Here is a 19,858-nt window from a genome sequence, read left to right as displayed (position 1 = left end):
CACGCGGCGGGAAAGGCGCGAATTGTAGCAGCGGGGCCGTGGTGGGCCCGGCACTCGCGCCCGCGCCGCTGCTGGGGTTAGGATCGGGGCGAGAGAGGGAGGCTGCGGTTGTGCAGCCTGGGGAGAAGGGATGTCAGTTCCAGGAAAGATCCTGGCCAGCGTGCTGCTGGCCTCGGGAGCGGCCACGGCGTGGGCCGCGCCGGCCATGCCGGCACCACAGGAGTTCTACTTCGACAGCGACCTGGCGGCGGCACCGATGGTGGCGATGCAGGGCGAAGGCGATGAGCTGGTCACCCAGCTGGTGAGGCTGCGCGAGCGCGGCCGGCGCGCGGTGGAAGCCACCGTGCAGCTGGCTTCGGTGGCCAGCACCCAGGGCCGTGCCGAGCTGGCCGACCAGCTGTATGGCGAGGCCCTGAAGGAGGCGCCGGCACAGAGCAGCGCGGGCCGCAGCGTGCGTTGGAACTATGGCTGGGACCTGCTGCGCCAGGGCAAGCCGGAGGCGGCGCTGGAGCAATGGTTGTCGTCGGCCGGCAATGCGCGCAGCAAGCCCAGCTGGGTGCCACCCACGTACGCGCTGGCCCTATGGCGGATGGGGCAGAAGCAGGAGGCCGTGCAGTGGTATGCCGCAGCAGTGCGTACCGAGCCGTCGCAATGGAGCACCAGTGCCAATTACGCGCAGCTGCTGCCGCAGTGGCGCGAGGATGAGCGCGCGTCGTTGGCCGAAGTGCAGCAGGCCTGGGCGGCGGCCCCGCCTGCGTGGCCCTGAGGGAGGGGTTCGGCCGGGTTCACGGCGTCCCCCGCGAATCCACCCCGCCCGGCCAAGCGTGGCTTTTGATGTTCACAGCCAACCAGCCGCCACGAGGGGCTGCGCCGTTCGCGGGAAACCTCAATCGTCCGCGGAAACCGTTCGCCCCGACGCCCACGCCCGCAGCGCCTCGACCTGCTCGGCCATCAGTACCGACAGCGGTCGCGTCGCACGGATCTCGTTCATCAGCAGCTCGGTATCCAGCGGCCGCCCTTCGGCGTGCGCCGCATACAGCCCGGCCACGATCGCCTGCTCGATCTCCGCACCTGAGAAACCATTCGCCGCGGCCGCCAGCGCTGGCAGCGCGAAGTCGTCGGCATTGAGCTGGCGCCGACCCAGGTGCAGCCGCAGCAGTTCCACGCGCACCTCCGGCGAAGGCAGGTCAACGAAGAAGATCTCGTCGAAGCGGCCCTTGCGCAGCAGCTCGGCAGGCAGCTCGTGCACCTGGTTGGCAGTGGCCACGATGAACACCGGTGCCTTGCGCTCGGCCATCCAGGTCAGCAGATGGCCCAGCACGCGGCGTGACACGCCACCGTCCTCGCCACCGCTGGCCAGGCCCTTCTCGATTTCATCCATCCACAGCACGCAGGGCGCCAGCTGCTCGGCCGAGGCCAAGGCCTGGCGCAGGTTGGCCTCGGTCTCGCCGTGGTACTTGTTGTACAGCGCGCCCACGTCCAGGCGCAGCAGCGGTACGCCGAAACCGGCGGCGGTGGCCTTGGCCAGCATCGACTTGCCGCAACCCTGCACGCCCAGCAGCAGCATGCCGCGCGGTGGGTCCAGCCCGGCCGGTGCCGAGCCAGCGATGAACGCCACACGCCGCTGGTTGATCCAGCGCTTGAGCCGGTTGGCGCCGGCCACGTCGCCGAACCGCGCGCTGTCATGCTCGAAGAACAGGTGGCCGCTGCGGTTGAGCAGCTCGAACTTCAGCCGTGCCAGCTGCGGCAGGTCGTCGTCGCGCAGCGCGCCGTCGGCGTAGATCAGCTGCCGGGCGATGCGCCGGGCGTCGACCAGGCTCAGGCCCTGCAGGTTCTTCAGGATCTTCTTCACCGCCTCGCTGTCGACTTCGACGCGGCGGCCGCCGTGTTCGCGGGCGTAGGCATCGGCCTCCTCGCGCAGCATCTTCAGCAGGGCGTTGGCATCGGGCAGGCGCGGGTTGAAGCGGACCGCCAGCGCTTCCAGCTCGGCCGGCAGTTCGACCTTGGCGCCGATCAGCACCAGCACGTGCGGTTCGCTGTGGCGGCGCTGGATCAGGTCGCGCAGGGCGCGCTGGTGGCTGGCATAGCCCAGGTAGGGGTGGAAATCGAGCAGCAGGTAGACCCCGCGCTGCCCGGCCTGGCGGATCATCTGCAGGGCCGCGCTGGCGTCGGGTGGCCCGGCCGGCGGATCTTCGCTGTCCAGGTCGATGCGGCGCAGGCCCTCGGTGATCGACCACCGGTGCAGCGCCCGCCAGACGTGCATCAGCGTCTGCCGGAACAGGTCGACGATGCGACCCTCGTCCTGGGTCTCGATCACGATCAGGGGGGTGTTGGCGCGGATCAGTGCGCTCAGGTCCTGCAGCTCGCTCATGCCGGTTCGATCCTTCGGGGGCGCCACGATAGCAAAGGCGATGGCCGCAGGTTCAGCGCGGTGCTACCTCCCGTCACCACCGCCGGTGTACGCTCGGGGCACGTACCCGGAAGCGAGGCTGGCATGAAGACGATCCTGGTGGCCGGTTCCAAGGGCGGGGTGGGCAAGACCACCGTCGCCACCCACCTGGCCGCGTACGCGGCATTGCAGGGCAGGGCCACGGTGATCGCCGACGCCGACCCTCAGGGCTCCAGCACCCGCTGGGCGCAACGGCGGGCCGGGCTGGAAAGCGCGGTGCTCCCCATTGATGTGCATCGGAAGAAGCAGTGGGCGCAGAAGCTGCCCGATGGCACCGAAACCGTCATCATCGATGCACCGGCGGGTGCATTGGCCGACGATATCCCCCATTTCCTTGACGCTGCCGACGCGGTGGTGGTGCCGGTGCTGCCCTCGGCGCTCGACATCGAAGCCATCGTCGGCTTCCTCAACAGCCTGGCCCAGAACCCGCGGGTGCACAGCCGCAAGCTGCCGGTGGGGCTGGTCCTCAACCGCACCAAGCCCTGGACCCAGACCTCGCAGCAGGCGTTGCAGATGCTGGCCGAATGGCCGTACCCGGTGGTCGCGCAGCTGCGTGACAGCCAGAGCTACGTGGTCATGACCGGCCTCGGCCGCAGCCTGTTCGACTACCGCTCGGCCCAGGTGCGGGAGCATCAGGCCGACTGGGAGCCGCTGCTGTCCTGGCTCAAGCTTTGATGCCTGCGTCACTCTTTCTGCTGCATCCTCTTCTTCATGGAAACCCGCGATGCGTGAACTGATCCTGCTGCGCCATGCCCATGCCGAACCGGCTACCCCCGGCCAGGCCGACCTCGACCGGCCGTTGTCGCCGGTGGGGCTCGCCGAAGCCGAAGCCGCCGGCAAGTGGCTGAAGGAGAACAACCTGCTGCCGGACTGCGTGCTGTGCTCACCGGCGCGGCGTACCCGCGAAACCCTGGAAGCCGTGCTCGGCACCATCGGTTACGTGGAAAAGCGCCTGGAAGACCGCATCTACGAAGCCACCCCCGGCACCCTGGCGGCATTGGTGGACGACCGCCGTGATCTCGACCGGGTGCTGATCGTCGGCCACAACCCGGGCCTGGAGCGGCTGGTGGCGTTGATGACCGAGGGCACCAGCAGCGACTACCGCGGCATGCCGCCGGCCGGCATCGCCGTGCTCGGCTTCCCGCGCGAGGCCTCGATCGAGCCAGGCGTGGCCAGCCTGAACGCATTCTGGTGGCCGTGATCCGATGAGCCTGGCGCGGCGCAGCCGCTATCTGCTGCCCGCGCTGCTGGCACTCGGCCCGGCCTGGGCGGCCGTGCCCACGCCGACCACCCTGCCACCGGTGGTCGCCGAAGCGCACCGGGTAATGCGCCTGGATACCCAGCGTTCGCAGATCGGCTTCGAGGTGCGCACCCGTTTCGGGCAGCGTATCGAAGGCCTGTTCCCGCACTTCGAAGGGCGCATCGAGATCCTCTCCGACGGCCGCCACCAGGTGCACCTGAAGATGTTCACGCGCTCGGTCGAGATCCCCGGCAAGGCGCGCTATACCGGGTGGATGCGCGGCGAGGAGTTCTTCGATGCCGGCCGCCATCCGGTGGTCGAGTTCGACTCGCTGCCGTACTGGCCGGAAACCGTGGAGAGCGGTGGCGACATCAACGGCCGGCTGACCCTGCGCGGGATCAGCCACCCCGAGACACTGAAGGTCGAGAAGGCGGAGTGCGCCCGACCCGGCTATGATTGCGACGTCGTCAGCCGCGGTACCGTGCAGCGAGGCCGGTATGGCATGGACAGCTGGCAGCTTGCCTTGAGTGACCGAGTGACTTTCGTATTGCGTGCGCGCCTGAGCGAGGCGCCGAAACCGTGAACCTCCTGCTGCGTGTACTGGCGCTGGCAACCGTGTTGCTGGGCAGCGGTTGTGCATCGCTGTCGAATGCCGAGCGCGACCGCGCCGAGGCGATCGCCGTGCAGGCACGTTCGACCGTGGTCGACTGCCAGCGTGCAGACCGCTGTGCACAGGATTCGCCGCTGCGGGCGCTGGCCGGCCGGGCGTTCACCGAATCCACCCCGGAACGACCGCGCCACTACGCCACCCTGCTCGATGAGGGCGAGGGCGCCCTGGTCGCACGCCTGAACCTGCTGCGCAGCGCCACCCGCAGCATCGACCTGCAGACCTACATCTTCGACAAGGACGACAGCGCCCGTCTGGTCATCGACGAACTGCTGGCCGCATCGCGGCGCGGGGTGAAGGTGCGGCTGCTGATCGACCAGCTCTCGGCGATCTCCGACCTGCAGATCCTCGGCGCCCTGTCCGGCGCCCACCAGAACTTCCAGCTGCGGGTCTACAACCCGACCTTCGGCAAGGCCCGGCTGAACTACTTCGACTATGCCGGCAGCGTGCTGTGCTGCTTCCGCCGGTTCAACCAGCGCATGCACAACAAGCTGCTGGTGATCGACGATGCGATCGGCGTGGTCGGTGGCCGCAACTACCAGGACGACTATTACGACTGGGACCGCGAGTACAACTTCCGCGACCGCGATGTACTCATCGCCGGCCCGGAAGCACGTGCGATGGCGGCCAACTTCGACGCGTTCTGGCGCGCACACCGCAGCGTGCCGGCCGAGCGCCTCAACGACGTGGGCCGCACGTTGCTGCGCGAGGGCGTGCCAACGCTGCCGCCGGCCAGCTTCCGCCGCCCGGAACGGGTACAGCGGGTCAGTGCCGAAGCCAACGACACCGAGTTCGTCACCCGTTCCTTCGTCGATACCGCGCTACCGGTGGCTTCGGTGCGCTACGTGGCCGACCTGCCACGCAAGCATCGCCGCGAGAAGGCCGATGCACCGCTGGCCGGCCAGCATGTGACCGAGCCCCAGCTGGATGCGCTGATCGCCAGTGCGCAGAAGGAAGTGATCCTGCAGACGCCGTACCTGGTGCTGTCCAAGCCGGCGCAGAAGCTGTTCCGTGAACTGCGCAAGCGCCCGCAGCCACCGCGCGTGGTGGTGTCCAGCAACAGCCTGGCGGCGACCGACAACCCGATCGTGTATGCGTTGTCGTACAAGTACAAGCGGCGCAACATGCGCGAACTGGGCTTCAACATCTTCGAATACAAGCCGTTCCCGCTGGACGCGCCGGTTGACTACCGCAACCTGCTGCCCGACCCGATCGCTGCGCCCGGGGGGGGAGACGAGGGCGGTCGCAATCCGCTGATCGGTGGCAGTGCTGCCGGCAGCAACGCACGCGGTGGCAGCAGCAGTGGTTCGGATGCCGGCAGCAGGCAGGGCCCGTTGAATCGCCACAGCGATGGTGCCTACGACAACGCACGCGCACGCCGTCGCGCCGCCGGCAGCGAGGTGGAAACGCGCCTGCTGCGCACCGAGACGCGGCCGTCGTTCCTGGGCAGCAAGGCGGTCAACAAGCCGTTGCCGGTCACCCGCAAGGGCGCGCGCATGGGCCTGCACGCCAAGTCGCTGGTGGTCGACCGCCGCATCGGCGTGGTCGGCACCCACAACTTCGATCCGCGCAGCGAGAACTACAACACCGAAGGCGCGGTGATCATCGACGACCCGGTTTTTGCCGAGGAACTGGCGCAGAGCATCCTGCGTGACACCCACCCACAGAACTCCTGGACGGTGGCGCCACGGGCCAAGCCACCGGTGCTGTCGGGGCTGAACTACAGCGTCGGCAAGGCCTCCGAAGCGCTGCCCATCCTTGATTTCTGGCCCTGGCGCTACGCCACCGACTACGAGTTCAAGCCCGGCCCGGAGTGCCCGCAGCCGCTGCCGCGGCAGGATCCTGATTTCCATCGCTGCTACGTCGCCGTCGGCGACTTCCCCGAAGTCAACGTCGGCCCGAAGTGGCTGCTGGTGCGCATGCTGACCGCATTCGGCGCCGGTCTCGTTCCCATCCTCTGAAGGTACCCGCATGGCCCAGGTGTTCCGCGAAGCCGTTTCCATCGAGCAGCTCAACGCGCTCAGCCGCAACACGGCGATTGAATCCCTGGGCATCGTCTTCAGTGCCGCCGGCGAGGACTGGCTGCAGGCCACCATGCCGGTGGATGAGCGCACCCGCCAGCCCTACGGCATCCTGCACGGCGGTGCCTCCGTGGTGCTGGCCGAGACCCTGGGCAGCAGCGCCGGCAACCTGTGCGTGGATACCGGCAAGCAGGTCTGCGTGGGCCTGGAGATCAATGCCAACCACGTGCGTGCCGTGCGCTCGGGCACGGTCACCGGCACCGCCCGCGCGCTGCACGTCGGCCGCAGCACCCAGCTGTGGGAGATCCGCATCGAGGACGAGCAGGGCCGCCTGGTATGCATCTCGCGGCTGACCCTGGCGGTGGTGGCTGCCGGTCACGGCTGAGCCCCCCTGGGCTCGTTGACGGCAGCGGAACCCAGCGTTCCCCGCCGATTGCCCCGGTCGATGGCGGTTATGGCCTAAATCGGCTGGCAGCGATGACGGCCCTCCGGTATCGTGCGCGGATGACTTCCCCCACTCCGGCCCCCCGTGGCGGCGTGGCGCGTGTGTGCCGTTACCTGTACCGCGTACCGCTGCTGTTGGTCCACATCATCGTGTTCCTGCCGCTCATCCTGATCGGCATGCTTCCGCCGTGGGGCGAACTGCGCGTGGGCGAGGCGACCTTCGGCGCCAAGGTGGTCAACTGGTGGCAGGGCGGGCTGATGTGGATCTTCGGCTTCCGCCTGGTGCAGGTCGGCGCGCCGCTGCCCGGTGCCGTGCTGTTCGTGGCCAACCATGTCAGCTGGGTGGATATCTGCATCCTGCACAGCCAGCGCATGATGGGCTTCGTCGCCAAGCGCGAGATCGCCAGCTGGCCGCTGGTGGGTTGGCTGGCCGCGCGCGGCCAGACCATCTTCCACCAGCGTGGCAACACCGAATCGCTCGGTGGCGTGATGCAGGTGATGGCCGACCGCCTGCGCGAGGGCAAGGCCGTGGGCGTGTTCCCGGAAGGGCGGACCCGCGGCGGTCACGAAGTGGGCCCGTTCCACGCCCGCATCTTCCAGGCCGCGGTCGAGACCGGCGTGCCGGTGCAGCCGGTGGCCCTGGTGTACGGGGCGAAGGGCGACGCGCAGACCATCGTCGCGTTCGGTCCGAACGAGAGCTTCTTTGCCAATTTCCTGCGCCTGCTCGGCGAGCCGGCGCGACGTGCGGAAGTGCACTTCCTGGCGCCGATCGGTGCACAGGACCTGGAAGGCCGTCGGCGCATCGCGGAAACCTCGCGCGCGCGCATCGTGGCGGCCATGAGCGCCGGGTGAGGCTGCGGTGGCCCTGATCCCGCCACCTGTCCTGGACGCCGGTACGCCGACGCTGCATGCGGCTGACTATCAGCCGCCGCGCTGGCTGCGCAATCCGCACCTGCAGTCGATGCTCAGCTCCAGCCGCATGCGCCTGCAGCGCGGCCTGCTGCTGCTGGCGGCCACTGGTGCGGTCAGCGAAGAGCTGATCCTCGATGGTGGTGATGGCGTGCGCCTGCAGGGCTGGCACAGCCATGTCGAAGGCCGCGAGCCCAAGGGCATCGCGCTGCTGCTGCATGGCTGGGAAGGCAGTGCCGAATCCAGCTACATGCGCATGGCCGCCGCGCGCATGATCGAGCAGGGCTTCGACGTGGTGCGGCTGAACTTCCGCGACCACGGCAACACCCATCACCTGAACCCCGGCATCTTCCACTCCAATCTCATCGATGAAGTGGTGCACGCCGCGGGCGATATCGCCCAGCGCTGGCCGCAGCTGCCGCTGGTGGCCGCCGGTTATTCGCTGGGTGGCAACTTCGTGCTGCGCCTGGCCCTGCGCGCGCCGGCGGCCGGCGTGCCGCTGCTGCGCGTCGCCTCGGTGTGCCCGGTGCTGGACCCGGCGCTGACGATGGAGAGCATCGAGAACGGCCCGGCGATGTACGACTGGTACTTCCGCCGCAAATGGGCCGGCTCGCTGCGCCGCAAGCGCGATCTGTTCCCCGAGCTGAGCGACTGCGACGACCGCGTGTTGAAGCTGGACATCCGCGCGCTGACCGCCTGGCTGGTCGAGCGCCACACCAGCTTCGGTTCGCTGCAGGCCTATTTCGACGGCTACTCGATCGCCGGCGACCGCCTGTCGAGCCTGCAGGTACCGGCCGACATCCTGATGGCGCAGGATGATCCGGTGATTCCGTACGCGACCTTCAGCAACTGGCAGCTGCCGGGCCAGGCGCGCCTGGAAACCGCCTGCTGGGGCGGCCACTGCGGGTTCATCGAAAACTGGCGCGGCGACGGCTTCTCCGAGCGCTGGGTCGCCCAGCGCCTGCAGCGGGTCCTGCAGGCCTGAACCGGCGACAGCGCGCAGCCCGCTACAATGCGGGTTTGCACTTGAACCGGACTGCCATGCAAGACCAGATCATCCAAGCGTTGCGCCAGAACCAGGCCGACCAGGCCGTGCAGCTGGCCCAGGCGTGGACCCGTGACGAACCCGGCCAGGCCAACGCCCACCGCTGGCTGGCGCTTGCGCTGCAGCAGCAGGGCAACGCCGAGGAGGCGATGGAGGCCCTGCAGCAGGCGCTGCGGCTGGCCCCGGACGATGCCCAGCTGCACCTGCAGCATGCCGGCCTGCTGCTGGCACTGCGCCAGTTCGAGGGTGCCGACGAAGCACTGGTGCGCACCACCGGCCTCGATCCGAACTCGTTCTCCGCCTATCTGATGCAGGCGCACCTGGCAATCGGCCGCAATGACTTCGACGAAGCGCAGCGCATCTCCACCCTGGCCGCGCGCGTGGAGCCGGACCATCCGGAACTGCTGACCATCGACGGCATGGTTGCACTGCGCCGCGGTGACGCCGACCGTGCACTGGCGCTGCTGTCGGCTGCCAGCAAGGCACTGCCGGACGATACCCGCGTGCTGTACGCACTGGGCTTTGCCTACCTGGGCAAGGACATGCTGGCGTTTGCAGAGCAGTCGTTCCGCCGCGTGCTGGAACTCAATCCGTCGCTGTCCTCGCTGCATGGGCTGGTGGTGCAGCTGGCACTGCGCCAGGGCAACGTACCGGCCGCCGCCGAAGCGATGCAGGTGGCCCTGCAGCAGCCGGAGATGGACGTACCGTCGATGCGCCGCCTGGCGGGTGAACTGTCGCTGCGCAATGGCCAGCCGCTGCAGGCCCTGGACTACCTGCTGCCGCTGCTGGAGACGCAGCCGGAAGACCGCCAGGTGCTGCAGCTGCTGTTGATGTCATGGCAGCGCCTGGGGCGCGAGGATGAAGCACGTGCGCGCCTGGATGCGGTACTGGATACCGATGACCAGCTGCACGATGTGTGGCTGGCACGCCTGGCCATCGAGCAGGTGGGCAGTGAAAGCGCCGTGACCGCGGTCGAGCGCTGGATGGCGGCGATGCCCGCGCATCTGCCGGCCCTGGAGGCGCGCCTGCGCCTGCATGACATGGCCGGCGAACATGCTCAGGCCGAAGCGATCGCCGAACGCATCGTCAGCCTGGAACCGGGCCGCGTCAGCGGCGAGACCCGGCTGGTCGAAGGCCTGCTGCAGCGCGATCCCGCCGCCGCCGTGGCCCGCGTGCAGGCGCTGATCGAGCTGGCGCCGGAAGAGCATCGCGCCGACCTGCGGACGTGGATGGGCGAGATCCAGGACCGCGCCGGGCAGCCGCAGGACGCCCTGCGCACCTGGCTGTCGCTGCAGGCTGACCAGGCGCCGCAGCGCTTGCCACTGCCGCCACAGGCCAAGTCCCCGCCGAGCTGGCCGGACAAGGGCAGCATCGACGGCGATGCCAGCTCCGCGCCGATCTTCCTCTGGGGCCCGCCGGGTTCGGGCGTTGAGCGGGTGGCGACCGGCCTGGCTGCTGCCAGCCCGGTGCTGCGCAGCGACCGCTACACCAACACGCCGCCCGATGATGCGTTCCAGAACTACAACACGCTGCAGGACCTGGCCTCAGGCGTGCTGACGCCGGAGCGGCTGGTGCAGCGCTGGCGTGAACAGCTGCCGGCACGTGGCCTGCAGAGCGACACCGTGATCGACTGGCTGCTGTGGTGGGACAACGCCCTGCTGTGGGCGCTGCGCCCGCAGCTGCCGCAGGGCCGCCTGGTGCTGGTGCTGCGCGACCCGCGCGACATGCTGCTGGACTGGGTGGCCTACGGTGCCGCCGCGCCGCTGGCGATGACGTCGCTGGCCGAAGCCAGTGAATGGCTGACCCGCGCGCTGACCCAGATCGCCACGCTGCATGAGGACGACCTGTACCCGCACGTGCTGCTGCGCATCGACCAGATCGGCAACGATCCGCAGGCGATGGCCGAACTGCTGGGCCGCCTGTTCGAGCGGCCGATGCCGCCGGCGGCACAGCTGGGAGCCCCGCGCCTGCCGGCCGGCCACTGGCGCAACTACCGCGACGTGATGAGCGCCGCCTTCGCCCAGCTCACCCCGGTTGCGGTGCGCCTGGGTTACCCGGAAGAGTGAGGAGAGTCCGATGCAGTTGACCAGCCACAGCCTGACCAACGGCGCACCGATCGATCGTGAGTTCGCCGCGGGCGACGCCAACGGTTTCGCCCCGGACCGCAACCCGCACCTGGCCTGGAGCGGGGCGCCGGCCGGCACCCGTTCGTTCCTGCTGGTATGCGTGGACCCGGACGTACCGACCGTGCCGGAGACGGTTGGCCGCAGCGACATGAGCGTGCCGCGCGACCAGCCGCGCTGCGATTTCGTGCACTGGGTGATGGCCGATATCCCGGCCACGGTGCAGGAGATCGCCGCTGGCAGCTGCAGCGACGGCTTCGTGGTGAAGGGCAAGCCCGCACCCGCCGGCCCGGCCGGCAGCCGCCAGGGCCTGAACGACTTCACCGGCTGGTTCGCGGGCAACCCGGACATGGCCGGTGATTACCTGGGCTATGACGGCCCATATCCGCCGTTCAACGACGAGCGCATGCACCGCTATTTCTTCCGGGTATTCGCGCTGGACGTGGCGTCGCTGGACCTGCCGCAGCGCTTCACCGCCGCCGATGCGTACCGCGCCATGCACGGCCACGTGCTGGCCGAAGCCGCACTGCACGGCACCTACACGTTGAACCCGGCGCTGGGCTGAGCAGCACACAGGGTAGAGCCGGCCGCGGGCCGGCTGCCGCAGGCAACGGCGGCAACACAGGGAAGATGCCGGCCAGCGGCCGGCTCTACCTTCCATCCGCTTGCAGCGCCACCGGTTCGAACCCTGCGGTGTCGCCTCTCGCGTTGCGCAGCACCAGCGCGCCGCAGTCGTCAAGCGCAAGCGTCGGTGCCGAGCCTTCGCCGTGCATCAGCTTTCCGGCGAGCTTCTGCTGCGTGGGCAGTCTCTGATCGACGCATAGCGCTGTGGTCTGCACGCTGTTGCGCAGGATCAGCAGGTTGCCCTGCAGCCGGTACTCGTTGCTGACGTGGTTGCACAGGTTCAACTCGCTCATGAAACCGGACTGGAAGCGCAGTGTGTAGGGCGCGCGACCGCGGACGAACAACGCGTCGATGCGCTTTCCTTGCGCGTTGGTGGCACGCACCAGTTGCCACAGGTGTGCTTCAAGCTGATCGGTGCTGGGCGTGCTGGCAGCGGCCACATTCGCGGACATGACCAGCAGCGCAGCAATGATGAGGACGGGGACGTGCTTCATGCCGATCTCCCGATGCATCCGGGTAGTGCCGGCCGCTGGCCGGCAGCATCCGTGTGTTGGCAGTGCGGCGCAGGGCAGCCGGCCAGCGGCCGGCCCTACCGACCATGAAGAAGGGCGGCCTCTCGGCCGCCCTTCCATCGTTTTATTTCTTCTCGATGGCCGACTCGACCACCATGTCCAGCACGTACGCCTGCGACGGCGCATCGGCCGGCGGGTTCTTCACCTCGTAGCGCTTCACGCGCACCACGTTGCGCACGCCGTCTTCGTGGGTGTAACCCTCGATGTTGCCGTAGAAGTTCTCGAACTTGCCCGGCTCGCCCTGCTTCAGGCCCTTGTCGTCGAACTTCACTTCGCGCACCTGCAGGCACTGGTAGTCCGGGATCAGCGGGTGCGAGCACTTCTCGGTCTTCGCAGCCACTTCCAGGAACACGGTTTCGCCGGCGCCGCCGTAGCGGGTTTCAGCGGTCGGTTCCGGGTTGAACACCAGCACGTCGCCCTTGGCGTTGGTCAGCGTCAGCTTGCCATCGGCATCCTGCTCGGCCTTCAGCTCGCCCTGCAGGCGGCTCGACACGGCCTCGTCCAGCGCCATCAGCGCCTTGTCGTTGCAGGCCATCATGGTCGAGGCCATCGCACTGACCGTCAGCTTGCCGTCGGCCAGGGTGTAGCCGCCACCCATGTGGTTGCAGGCGTTGCTGACCGACAGGCGGCCATCAGCGAAGTCCAGGGTGACCGGCTTGTCCTCGCGGGCGAACAGCGCGTCGATGCGCTTGCCGTCGGCGCCGGTGGCCTGCTGCAGCAGCCAGTGCTGGCTCTGCAGGCGCTGCGCATCCAGGTGCGCCAGCGTCTGCTGGTCTGCTGCCTTGGCCGCGGCCGGGGCCACGTCGTCGCCGCCGGTGCCGGCCGGTGCCGGGGTCTGGCTGCAGGCGGCCATCAGGGCCAGCGGGAGGAGCAGGGTGAGCTTGCGGTTCATGGTGATTCTCCTTGGGGAACCGTGGGGGAAACGGGGTAGGGCCGGCAACGGGGTTGCCATGCCCCGGTGCTGTTCAGCTGCCGGAAGGCAGCCACAGCAGCAGTGCCGCGCCCAGCGCGATGCGGTAGATGGCGAAGGCGGTGAACCTGTGCGACTTGATGTAGCCCATCAGCCACTTCACTACGACGAAGCCGGTGACGGCCGCGGCAAGGAAGGCCACGCCCACGTCGGTCCAGTTCTCGCTGCCCAGCTGCCCAGCCTTGGCCATTTCCAGGAAGGTGTAGGCGCTGGCGGCGAACATGGTGGGAATGCCGACCAGGAACACGAACTCGGCGGCGGCCGCGCGGCGGCTCAGGCCCAGCAGCATGGCCAGGAAGATGGCCGAGGCCGAGCGCGAGGTGCCGGGGAACACGCCGGCCACGACCTGCGCCAGGCCGACGCCGATCGCCACCGTCCAGGTCACCTGGTCGCGGTCGGGCAGGCGCGCGGTGTAGGCCTCCACCAGCAGCATCCAGACGCCACCGATGATCAGCGCCCAGGCCACCGGGCTGACCGTTTCCGGCAGCGACCAGCCGGCCTTGCGTACCACCAGGCCGACCACCGCGGTGACCAGGAACGCCGCGCCCAGCTTGAACACGTACTCGCGGTTCCCGCGCTGGTTGAAGCCGGTGGCCAGCTGCAGCAGGCGCTGGCGGAACACCAGTACCACGGCCACGATGGCGCCGGCCTGGATGACGATGTTGAAGAAGTCCGAACGGGCACCCAGCCAGTGCTGGGCGATGAGCAGGTGGCCGGTGCTGGAGATCGGCAGGAACTCGGTCAAGCCTTCGAGGATGCCCAGCAGCAGGGCGGAGAGCAGGTCGGACATGGACGGTGCGTGCACGCGCGGCGGAAGGAAGAAGGGCGAGAGGATAGACGATCCGCGCTGCACCAAACGGGTGCGTCTGGTGGTTGGTGCACTCGTTTGGTGCGCCGCGTTCTGCACCCGCACGGGGCGGCCTTCATGAAATCAATGACTTGCGGCATCTGAAAAGTTGGCACGGTCGTTGCTCTACCTCAGCAGGCATTCATCCCCATCCGAGGTCGTACCGATGTCCGTGGAAAACGTTGAGAAGCTGATCAAGGACAACCAGATCGAATTCGTCGATCTGCGCTTTGTCGACATGCGTGGTGTCGAGCAGCACGTGACCTTCCCGGTCAGCATCGTCGAACCGTCGCTGTTCGAAGAAGGCAAGATGTTCGATGGCAGCTCGATCGCCGGCTGGAAGGGCATCAACGAGTCGGACATGGTGCTGCTGCCGGATACCGCCAGCGCCTACGTCGACCCGTTCTACGCCGATCCGACCATCGTGATCAGCTGCGACATCCTCGACCCGGCCACCATGCAGCCGTATGGCCGTTGCCCGCGCGGCATCGCCAAGCGCGCCGAGGCCTACCTGAAGTCCTCCGGCATTGCCGAAACCGCGTTCTTCGGCCCGGAGCCGGAATTCTTCATCTTCGACTCGGTCCGTTTCGCCAATGAAATGGGCAACACTTTCTTCAAGGTCGATTCCGAAGAAGCCGCCTGGAACAGCGGCGCCAAGTACGACGGCGCCAACAGCGGTTACCGTCCGGGCGTGAAGGGTGGCTATTTCCCGGTTCCGCCGACCGACACCCTGCACGACCTGCGCGCCGAGATGTGCAAGACCCTGGAACAGGTCGGCATCGAAGTGGAAGTGCAGCACCACGAAGTGGCCACCGCCGGCCAGTGCGAGATCGGCACCAAGTTCAGCACCCTGGTGCAGAAGGCCGACGAACTGCTGCGCATGAAGTACGTGATCAAGAACGTCGCGCACCGCAACGGCAAGACCGTCACCTTCATGCCCAAGCCGATCGTCGGCGACAACGGCAGCGGCATGCACGTGCACCAGTCGCTGTCCAAGGGCGGCACCAACCTGTTCTCCGGTGACGGCTACGGCGGCCTGAGCCAGCTGGCGCTGTGGTACATCGGCGGCATCTTCAAGCACGCCAAGGCCATCAATGCCTTCGCCAACTCGGGCACCAACAGCTACAAGCGCCTGGTGCCGGGCTTCGAAGCGCCGGTGATGCTGGCCTATTCGGCCCGCAACCGTTCGGCATCGTGCCGCATTCCGTGGGTCTCCAACCCGAAGGCGCGCCGTATCGAAATGCGCTTCCCGGACCCGATCCAGTCCGGCTACCTCACCTTCACCGCGCTGATGATGGCCGGCCTGGACGGCATCAAGAACCAGATCGACCCGGGCGCACCGAGCGACAAGGACCTGTACGACCTGCCGCCGGAAGAAGAGAAGCTGATCCCGCAGGTCTGCTCCTCGCTGGACCAGGCGCTGGAAGCGCTGGACAAGGACCGCGAGTTCCTGAAGGCCGGTGGCGTGATGAGCGATGACTTCATCGACGGCTACATCGCGCTGAAGATGCAGGAAGTGACCAAGTTCCGCGCGGCCACCCACCCGCTGGAGTACCAGCTGTACTACGCCAGCTGACCGGATGCGATGGCGGTGGGCTTCCCCCTCCCACCCGCCGCCATCGCTTCCGTTTTCGCGGCTGGGGAGCCGCGGTCAGATCGGGGTCGGATCCAGTTCGTTTACGAATGGGCTCTGACCCCTGATCCAGGGGCAAGAGAGAGACCGGATACACGACCAGGGCCGCCCTCCCTCCCGCGTCGGTCGTGCAAGGAGAGAGGCACGGCCGTCCCGGCCCTGTACGTGTCCGGTGCAACAGCCACGGCCATCACAGTGATGGCCGCTGGTTGCCTGATGCCAACGCGCGCTGGCGCGCTGGCCCCATCCACCATCGGGACATGCGCATGAAACTGATCTCCGCCATCATCCGGCCGTTCAAGCTCGACGAGGTCCGCGAGGCCTTGTCCGACGCAGGCGTGTCGGGCATTACCGTGACCGAAGTGAAAGGCTTCGGCCGCCAGAAGGGCCACACCGAGCTGTATCGCGGCGCCGAGTACGTCGTCGATTTCCTGCCCAAGATCAAGATCGAAACCGTAGTCACCGACGAGCGTGCCGATGCGGTGATCGAAGCGATCCAATCGTCGGCAGGCACCGGCAAGATCGGTGACGGCAAGATCTTCGTCACCGCCGTCGAACAGGTCATCCGCATCCGCACCGGCGAAATCGGTGCCGACGCGCTGTAACCCCTTTCCGGAGACTCCCCCATGAAGATGCGCCTTCTCACCGGGTGGCAAGCCCGGTTCCATGTCGTGTGGCTGTTGATGCTGCTGAGTGCGCTGGCCGCGGGTGCCTGGCCGGGCAATGCCCACGCCCAGGCGCAGGTGTCGCCACTGCCGAGCGAAAGCGTGGCCGTTGAACCGCTGCAGGACACTGCAGCTGCAGCCGCTGCGCCGGCCGTGGCCGAAGCGGCCGCCGCCTATGATCATGGCGACGTGGCCTGGATGCTCACCTCCACCCTGCTGGTGCTGCTGATGGTCGTGCCGGGCCTGGCCCTGTTCTACGGCGGCCTGGTGCGTTCGAAGAACGTGCTGTCGGTGCTCAGCCAGATCCTGGTGGTGTTCTCGCTGGTGCTGCTGCTGTGGGTGGCCTACGGCTACAGCGCGGTGTTCAGCGCGGGCAATCCGTTCTTCGGGTCGTTCACCGAGTTCGCCTTCCTCAAGGGCTTCACCCCCGAGTCGGTCGGCAACACACCGATCAAGGGCCTGCCGGACTATCTGTTCGTCGCGTTCCAGTCGACCTTTGCCGGTATCACTACCGCGCTGATCGTCGGTGCCTTCGCCGAGCGCATCAAGTTCCGCGCGGTGCTGCTGTTCTCGGCGCTGTGGTTCACCCTCAGCTACATCCCGATGGCCCACATCGTCTGGGGGGGCGGCTACCTGGGTGAGCTGGGCGCGATCGATTTCGCCGGCGGCACCGTGGTCCACATCAATGCGGGCGTTGCTGGCCTGGTGGCTGCCTGGTTTGTCGGCAAGCGCCTGGGCTACGGCCAGACCGCGCTGAAGCCGCACAACGTGCCGTTCACCTACATCGGCGCGATGCTGCTGTGGGTGGGCTGGTTCGGCTTCAATGCCGGTTCCGCTGCCGCAGCCGATACCGTGGCCTCGCTGGCCTTCCTCAACACCGTGCTGGCCACCGCCGCCGCCGTGCTCGGCTGGACGCTGGTGGAAGCAATCAGCAAGGGCAAGCCATCGGCACTGGGCGCTGCTTCGGGTGCGGTGGCCGGCCTGGTCGGCATCACCCCGGCATGTGGCACGGTCGGCCCACTCGGCGCGATCATCATCGGCTTCGTCGCCGGCGTGGTCTGCGTCTGGGGCGTGACCGGCCTCAAGCGCCTGCTGAAGGTGGACGACACTGCCGACGTGTTCGGTGTGCATGGTGTCGGCGGCATCGTCGGCGCGATTCTCACCGGTGTGTTCAGTGCACAGTCGCTGGGTGGTACCAAGGCCGGTCTGGATATCGCCCACCAGGTGTGGGTGCAGGTGGTCAGCGTCGGCCTCACCGTGGTGTGGTCGGCGGTGGTGACCGCGGTCATCTTGCTGGTGGTCAAGGTCGTGGTCGGCCTGCGCGTGACCGAAGAGGCCGAACGCACCGGCTTGGATGTGACTTCGCACGGCGAAACTGCCTACGAGGCCTGAAGTAGCGGCAGAGCTATTGCATTGATGTTGTGGGTGCCGACCGTTGGTCGGCACTTCCACTGTCCTCGTTCTGGTAGGTACCAAGCTTGCTTGGCACGGGGTCTGCTCTGGTGGGTGCCGACCGTTGGTGGCACAGCCGGAGTGGCGCATCCACGCCTGGCGTGGACCTACCGAATCTTCCTTGTGACATGCATCATCGCGCCTGATCGCGCACAATCAGGCCATGCACCCGATCCGCACTGTCCTGATGCTCTCGGCCTGCCTGCTGCTGGCTGCCTGTGCCTCCGCGCCGCAGGAAACCCGCAACCCGCTCGCCACCTGGGTGCCATCACCCAACCAGAACGCGCGCACGCCTGTCATCATCGTCATCCACCACACCGAGCAGAAGTCGGTGCAGCAGAGCCTGCATACGCTGCGCACGGCCAACAGCGGTGGACCGGTCAGTGCACATTACCTGGTCGGTGCCGACGGCCATCGTTACCAGCTGGTCGCCGATGAGCGCCGTGCCTGGCACGCCGGCGCCGGGCGCTGGGGCACCATCACCGATCTCAATTCGGCCTCGATCGGCATCGAGCTCGACAACGATGGCCGCAGCCCGTTCAGTGCGGCGCAGATCGAATCGCTGATCGTGCTGCTGCGCGACCTCACCTCGCGCCTGAACATCCCGCCGCGCCAGGTGATCGGCCACGCCGACCTGGCGCCGACGCGCAAGCAGGATCCGAGCCGCTTCTTCCCCTGGCAGCAGCTGGCCGAGGCCGGCTTTGGCGTGTGGCCGCGCGCGGCCGACGGTGCTGCGCCAGAGGGTTTCGACGCGTGGAATGCGCTGGCCCGCTTTGGCTATCCGCTGGACAACCGCGAGGCCACCGTCGCCGCCTTCCACCGCCGTTTCCGTGGCCGCGACGACCTGCCGAAGACGCTGGATGCCGAAGACGCGCGCATCCTGTACTCGCTGCTGCTGCAGACGCCGTGACCCCGCGCATGAACGCTTGACCCCGCGCCGGGTTGCCGCCCAGCGGCCCGCCCTCCACCATGGCGGCATGATCGATTCCGCCACCTTCGTCAAGCGCAGGCACTGCATCCTGCTGGCAGCGGCCGTGCTCGCCGGTTGCGCCACCACCGCCCCCCGCACCGGGTCTGAAGCGCCCACGCCCACCATGCCGCCTGCAGCGACCTATGCCAAGGCTGCATGGAGCGCGCTGCCACCCGTCTCCGACAGCGATCTGCAGGCCGGTTTCGTTGCCTGGCGCAGCAGCTGCACCCGCCTGAAGAACGATGCGGTCTGGGCCAAACCCTGCGCCACCGCCGTAGCGGTGTCAGACAAGGACCCGGCCGCGATCCGCCAGTTCCTGCAGCGCGACCTCGATGCCTATGCGCTGCGTGCCGGTGGCCATCAGGCCGACGGATTGATCACCGGCTACTACGAGCCGATCTACCCCGGCAGCCTGACCCGCACCGACAAGGCGACGGTGCCGGTCTACGGCACGCCGGATGATCTGGTGGTGGTGCAGCTGGACAGCCTCTACCCGGAACTGAAGGGCAAGCGCCTGCGTGGGCGCGTCGAAGGCAAGGTGCTCAAGCCCTATGACGACGCCGGTACCATCGCGGCCAAGGGCGCCAAGGCGCCGGTGCTGGCCTGGCTGACCGATCCGATGGACCTGCAGCTGCTGCAGATCCAGGGCTCCGGCCGCGTGCGCCTGGCCGATGGCAAGCAGGTGCGGCTGGCCTATGCGGAACAGAACGGCCACCCCTACCGCGCGATCGGCCGTTGGCTGGTGGACCAGGGCCAGCTGAAGAAGGAAGACGTCACCATGGACGCGATCCGCGCCTGGGCCCGGGCCAATCCCGCGCGCGTGCCGGAACTGCTGCGCAGCAATCCCAGCTACGTGTTCTTCGTGCGCAATCCGGACAGCCCGGAAGGCCCCCGCGGTTCACTGAACGTGCCGCTCACCGCGGGCTACAGCGTGGCGGTGGACCGTACCGTGGTGCCACTGGGCAGCCTGCTGTGGCTGTCGACCACGCGCCCCGATGGCACGCCCGTGGTACGCCCGGTGGCTGCGCAGGACACCGGCGGCGCCATCGCCGGCGAGGTGCGCGCCGACCTGTACTGGGGCAGTGGCGATGCCGCCGGCAAGCTGGCCGGCGACATGAAGCAGAAGGGCAACATCTGGATGCTGTGGCCGAAGGGCGTGCCCCTGCCGAACTGAACCAGCAGGGGGCGGATCCCTCTCCAAAGGAAAGGGCTCTGGCCCCGGATGCC

At 68.0% G+C, this 19,858-nt stretch carries 19 protein-coding genes; 15 read left to right on the top strand and 4 right to left on the bottom strand.

The window, feature by feature from the left end; all coding sequences use genetic code 11:
• Positions 1-130: 130 nt before the first annotated feature.
• Positions 131-766 carry a tetratricopeptide repeat protein gene (locus AC5P6S_RS14670; protein WP_005407536.1) on the top strand — a complete coding sequence of 212 codons (636 nt, stop codon included), beginning with the start codon at positions 131-133 and terminating at the stop codon, positions 764-766.
• Positions 767-886: 120 nt separating this feature from the next.
• Here the strand turns inward: AC5P6S_RS14670 and AC5P6S_RS14665 are convergent, their stop codons facing one another.
• Positions 887-2,371, bottom strand: a complete 1,485-nt coding sequence (locus AC5P6S_RS14665) for an AAA family ATPase (protein WP_005411847.1) — start codon at positions 2,369-2,371, stop codon at positions 887-889.
• A gap of 123 nt (positions 2,372-2,494) precedes the next feature.
• Here AC5P6S_RS14665 and AC5P6S_RS14660 point away from each other — a divergent pair, with 123 nt between their 5' ends.
• From AC5P6S_RS14660 to AC5P6S_RS14620, 9 genes are all read left to right on the top strand, one after another.
• A complete protein-coding gene (locus AC5P6S_RS14660; RefSeq protein ID WP_049419310.1) occupies positions 2,495-3,124 on the top strand; it encodes a nucleotide-binding protein in 630 nt (209 codons plus the stop codon).
• 49 nt (positions 3,125-3,173) lie between these two features.
• Positions 3,174-3,650, top strand: a complete 477-nt coding sequence (locus AC5P6S_RS14655; protein ID WP_005407539.1) for a SixA phosphatase family protein — start codon at positions 3,174-3,176, stop codon at positions 3,648-3,650.
• A gap of 4 nt (positions 3,651-3,654) precedes the next feature.
• On the top strand, positions 3,655-4,272 hold the full coding sequence (locus AC5P6S_RS14650; RefSeq protein ID WP_005407540.1) for a YceI family protein: 618 nt from the start codon (positions 3,655-3,657) through the stop codon (positions 4,270-4,272).
• Complete coding sequence (locus AC5P6S_RS14645) at positions 4,269-6,317, top strand: phospholipase D family protein (protein ID WP_099472833.1); 2,049 nt, start codon at positions 4,269-4,271, stop codon at positions 6,315-6,317. Before AC5P6S_RS14650 ends, AC5P6S_RS14645 begins: the two co-directional genes overlap by 4 nt.
• 10 nt (positions 6,318-6,327) lie before the next feature.
• Complete coding sequence (locus AC5P6S_RS14640; RefSeq protein ID WP_005407542.1) at positions 6,328-6,762, top strand: hotdog fold thioesterase; 435 nt, start codon at positions 6,328-6,330, stop codon at positions 6,760-6,762.
• A gap of 119 nt (positions 6,763-6,881) precedes the next feature.
• Entirely contained in the window at positions 6,882-7,673 is a 792-nt protein-coding gene (locus AC5P6S_RS14635) for a lysophospholipid acyltransferase family protein (RefSeq protein ID WP_024956258.1), read from the top strand.
• Between the two features lie 52 nt (positions 7,674-7,725).
• Positions 7,726-8,715: a YheT family hydrolase gene (locus AC5P6S_RS14630; protein ID WP_024956257.1), complete on the top strand. Its 990-nt coding sequence runs from the start codon at positions 7,726-7,728 to the stop codon at positions 8,713-8,715.
• A gap of 56 nt (positions 8,716-8,771) precedes the next feature.
• A complete protein-coding gene (locus AC5P6S_RS14625) occupies positions 8,772-10,841 on the top strand; it encodes a tetratricopeptide repeat protein (protein WP_012478722.1) in 2,070 nt (689 codons plus the stop codon).
• A 10-nt stretch (positions 10,842-10,851) separates the two neighbouring features.
• Positions 10,852-11,463 (top strand): YbhB/YbcL family Raf kinase inhibitor-like protein, encoded by a 612-nt coding sequence (locus AC5P6S_RS14620; RefSeq protein ID WP_005407546.1) that lies wholly within the window; start codon positions 10,852-10,854, stop codon positions 11,461-11,463.
• Positions 11,464-11,548: 85 nt separating this feature from the next.
• Here the strand turns inward: AC5P6S_RS14620 and AC5P6S_RS14615 are convergent, their stop codons facing one another.
• The 3 genes from AC5P6S_RS14615 to AC5P6S_RS14605 all read right to left on the bottom strand — a co-directional run bounded on the left by AC5P6S_RS14615 (position 11,549) and on the right by AC5P6S_RS14605 (position 13,854).
• Positions 11,549-12,016: an META domain-containing protein gene (locus AC5P6S_RS14615; protein ID WP_111197143.1), complete on the bottom strand. Its 468-nt coding sequence runs from the start codon at positions 12,014-12,016 to the stop codon at positions 11,549-11,551.
• A gap of 142 nt (positions 12,017-12,158) precedes the next feature.
• On the bottom strand, positions 12,159-12,986 hold the full coding sequence (locus AC5P6S_RS14610; protein ID WP_065183492.1) for an META and DUF4377 domain-containing protein: 828 nt from the start codon (positions 12,984-12,986) through the stop codon (positions 12,159-12,161).
• A gap of 73 nt (positions 12,987-13,059) precedes the next feature.
• Positions 13,060-13,854 (bottom strand): undecaprenyl-diphosphate phosphatase, encoded by a 795-nt coding sequence (locus AC5P6S_RS14605; protein ID WP_024956253.1) that lies wholly within the window; start codon positions 13,852-13,854, stop codon positions 13,060-13,062.
• 223 nt (positions 13,855-14,077) lie between these two features.
• On the opposite strand from AC5P6S_RS14605, the gene glnA reads away from it, so the two are divergent.
• From glnA to mltA, 5 genes are all read left to right on the top strand, one after another.
• Positions 14,078-15,487: a type I glutamate--ammonia ligase gene (gene glnA, locus AC5P6S_RS14600; RefSeq protein ID WP_005407550.1), complete on the top strand. Its 1,410-nt coding sequence runs from the start codon at positions 14,078-14,080 to the stop codon at positions 15,485-15,487.
• Positions 15,488-15,810: 323 nt separating this feature from the next.
• Entirely contained in the window at positions 15,811-16,149 is a 339-nt protein-coding gene (locus tag AC5P6S_RS14595; protein WP_004134334.1) for a P-II family nitrogen regulator, read from the top strand.
• 21 nt (positions 16,150-16,170) lie between these two features.
• Positions 16,171-17,601 (top strand): ammonium transporter, encoded by a 1,431-nt coding sequence (gene amt / locus AC5P6S_RS14590; RefSeq protein ID WP_495204649.1) that lies wholly within the window; start codon positions 16,171-16,173, stop codon positions 17,599-17,601.
• A 223-nt stretch (positions 17,602-17,824) separates the two neighbouring features.
• Positions 17,825-18,571 carry an N-acetylmuramoyl-L-alanine amidase gene (locus AC5P6S_RS14585; protein WP_060380146.1) on the top strand — a complete coding sequence of 249 codons (747 nt, stop codon included), beginning with the start codon at positions 17,825-17,827 and terminating at the stop codon, positions 18,569-18,571.
• Between the two features lie 67 nt (positions 18,572-18,638).
• Positions 18,639-19,805, top strand: coding sequence for a murein transglycosylase A (mltA, locus tag AC5P6S_RS14580; RefSeq protein WP_495204648.1), 1,167 nt, complete (start codon positions 18,639-18,641; stop codon positions 19,803-19,805).
• The last annotated feature ends 53 nt before the right edge of the window (positions 19,806-19,858 follow it).

It is taken from the genome of Stenotrophomonas sp. YJH_SMC_119 (assembly GCF_059368315.1).
This window is presented reverse-complemented; position numbering and strand designations above follow the sequence as displayed.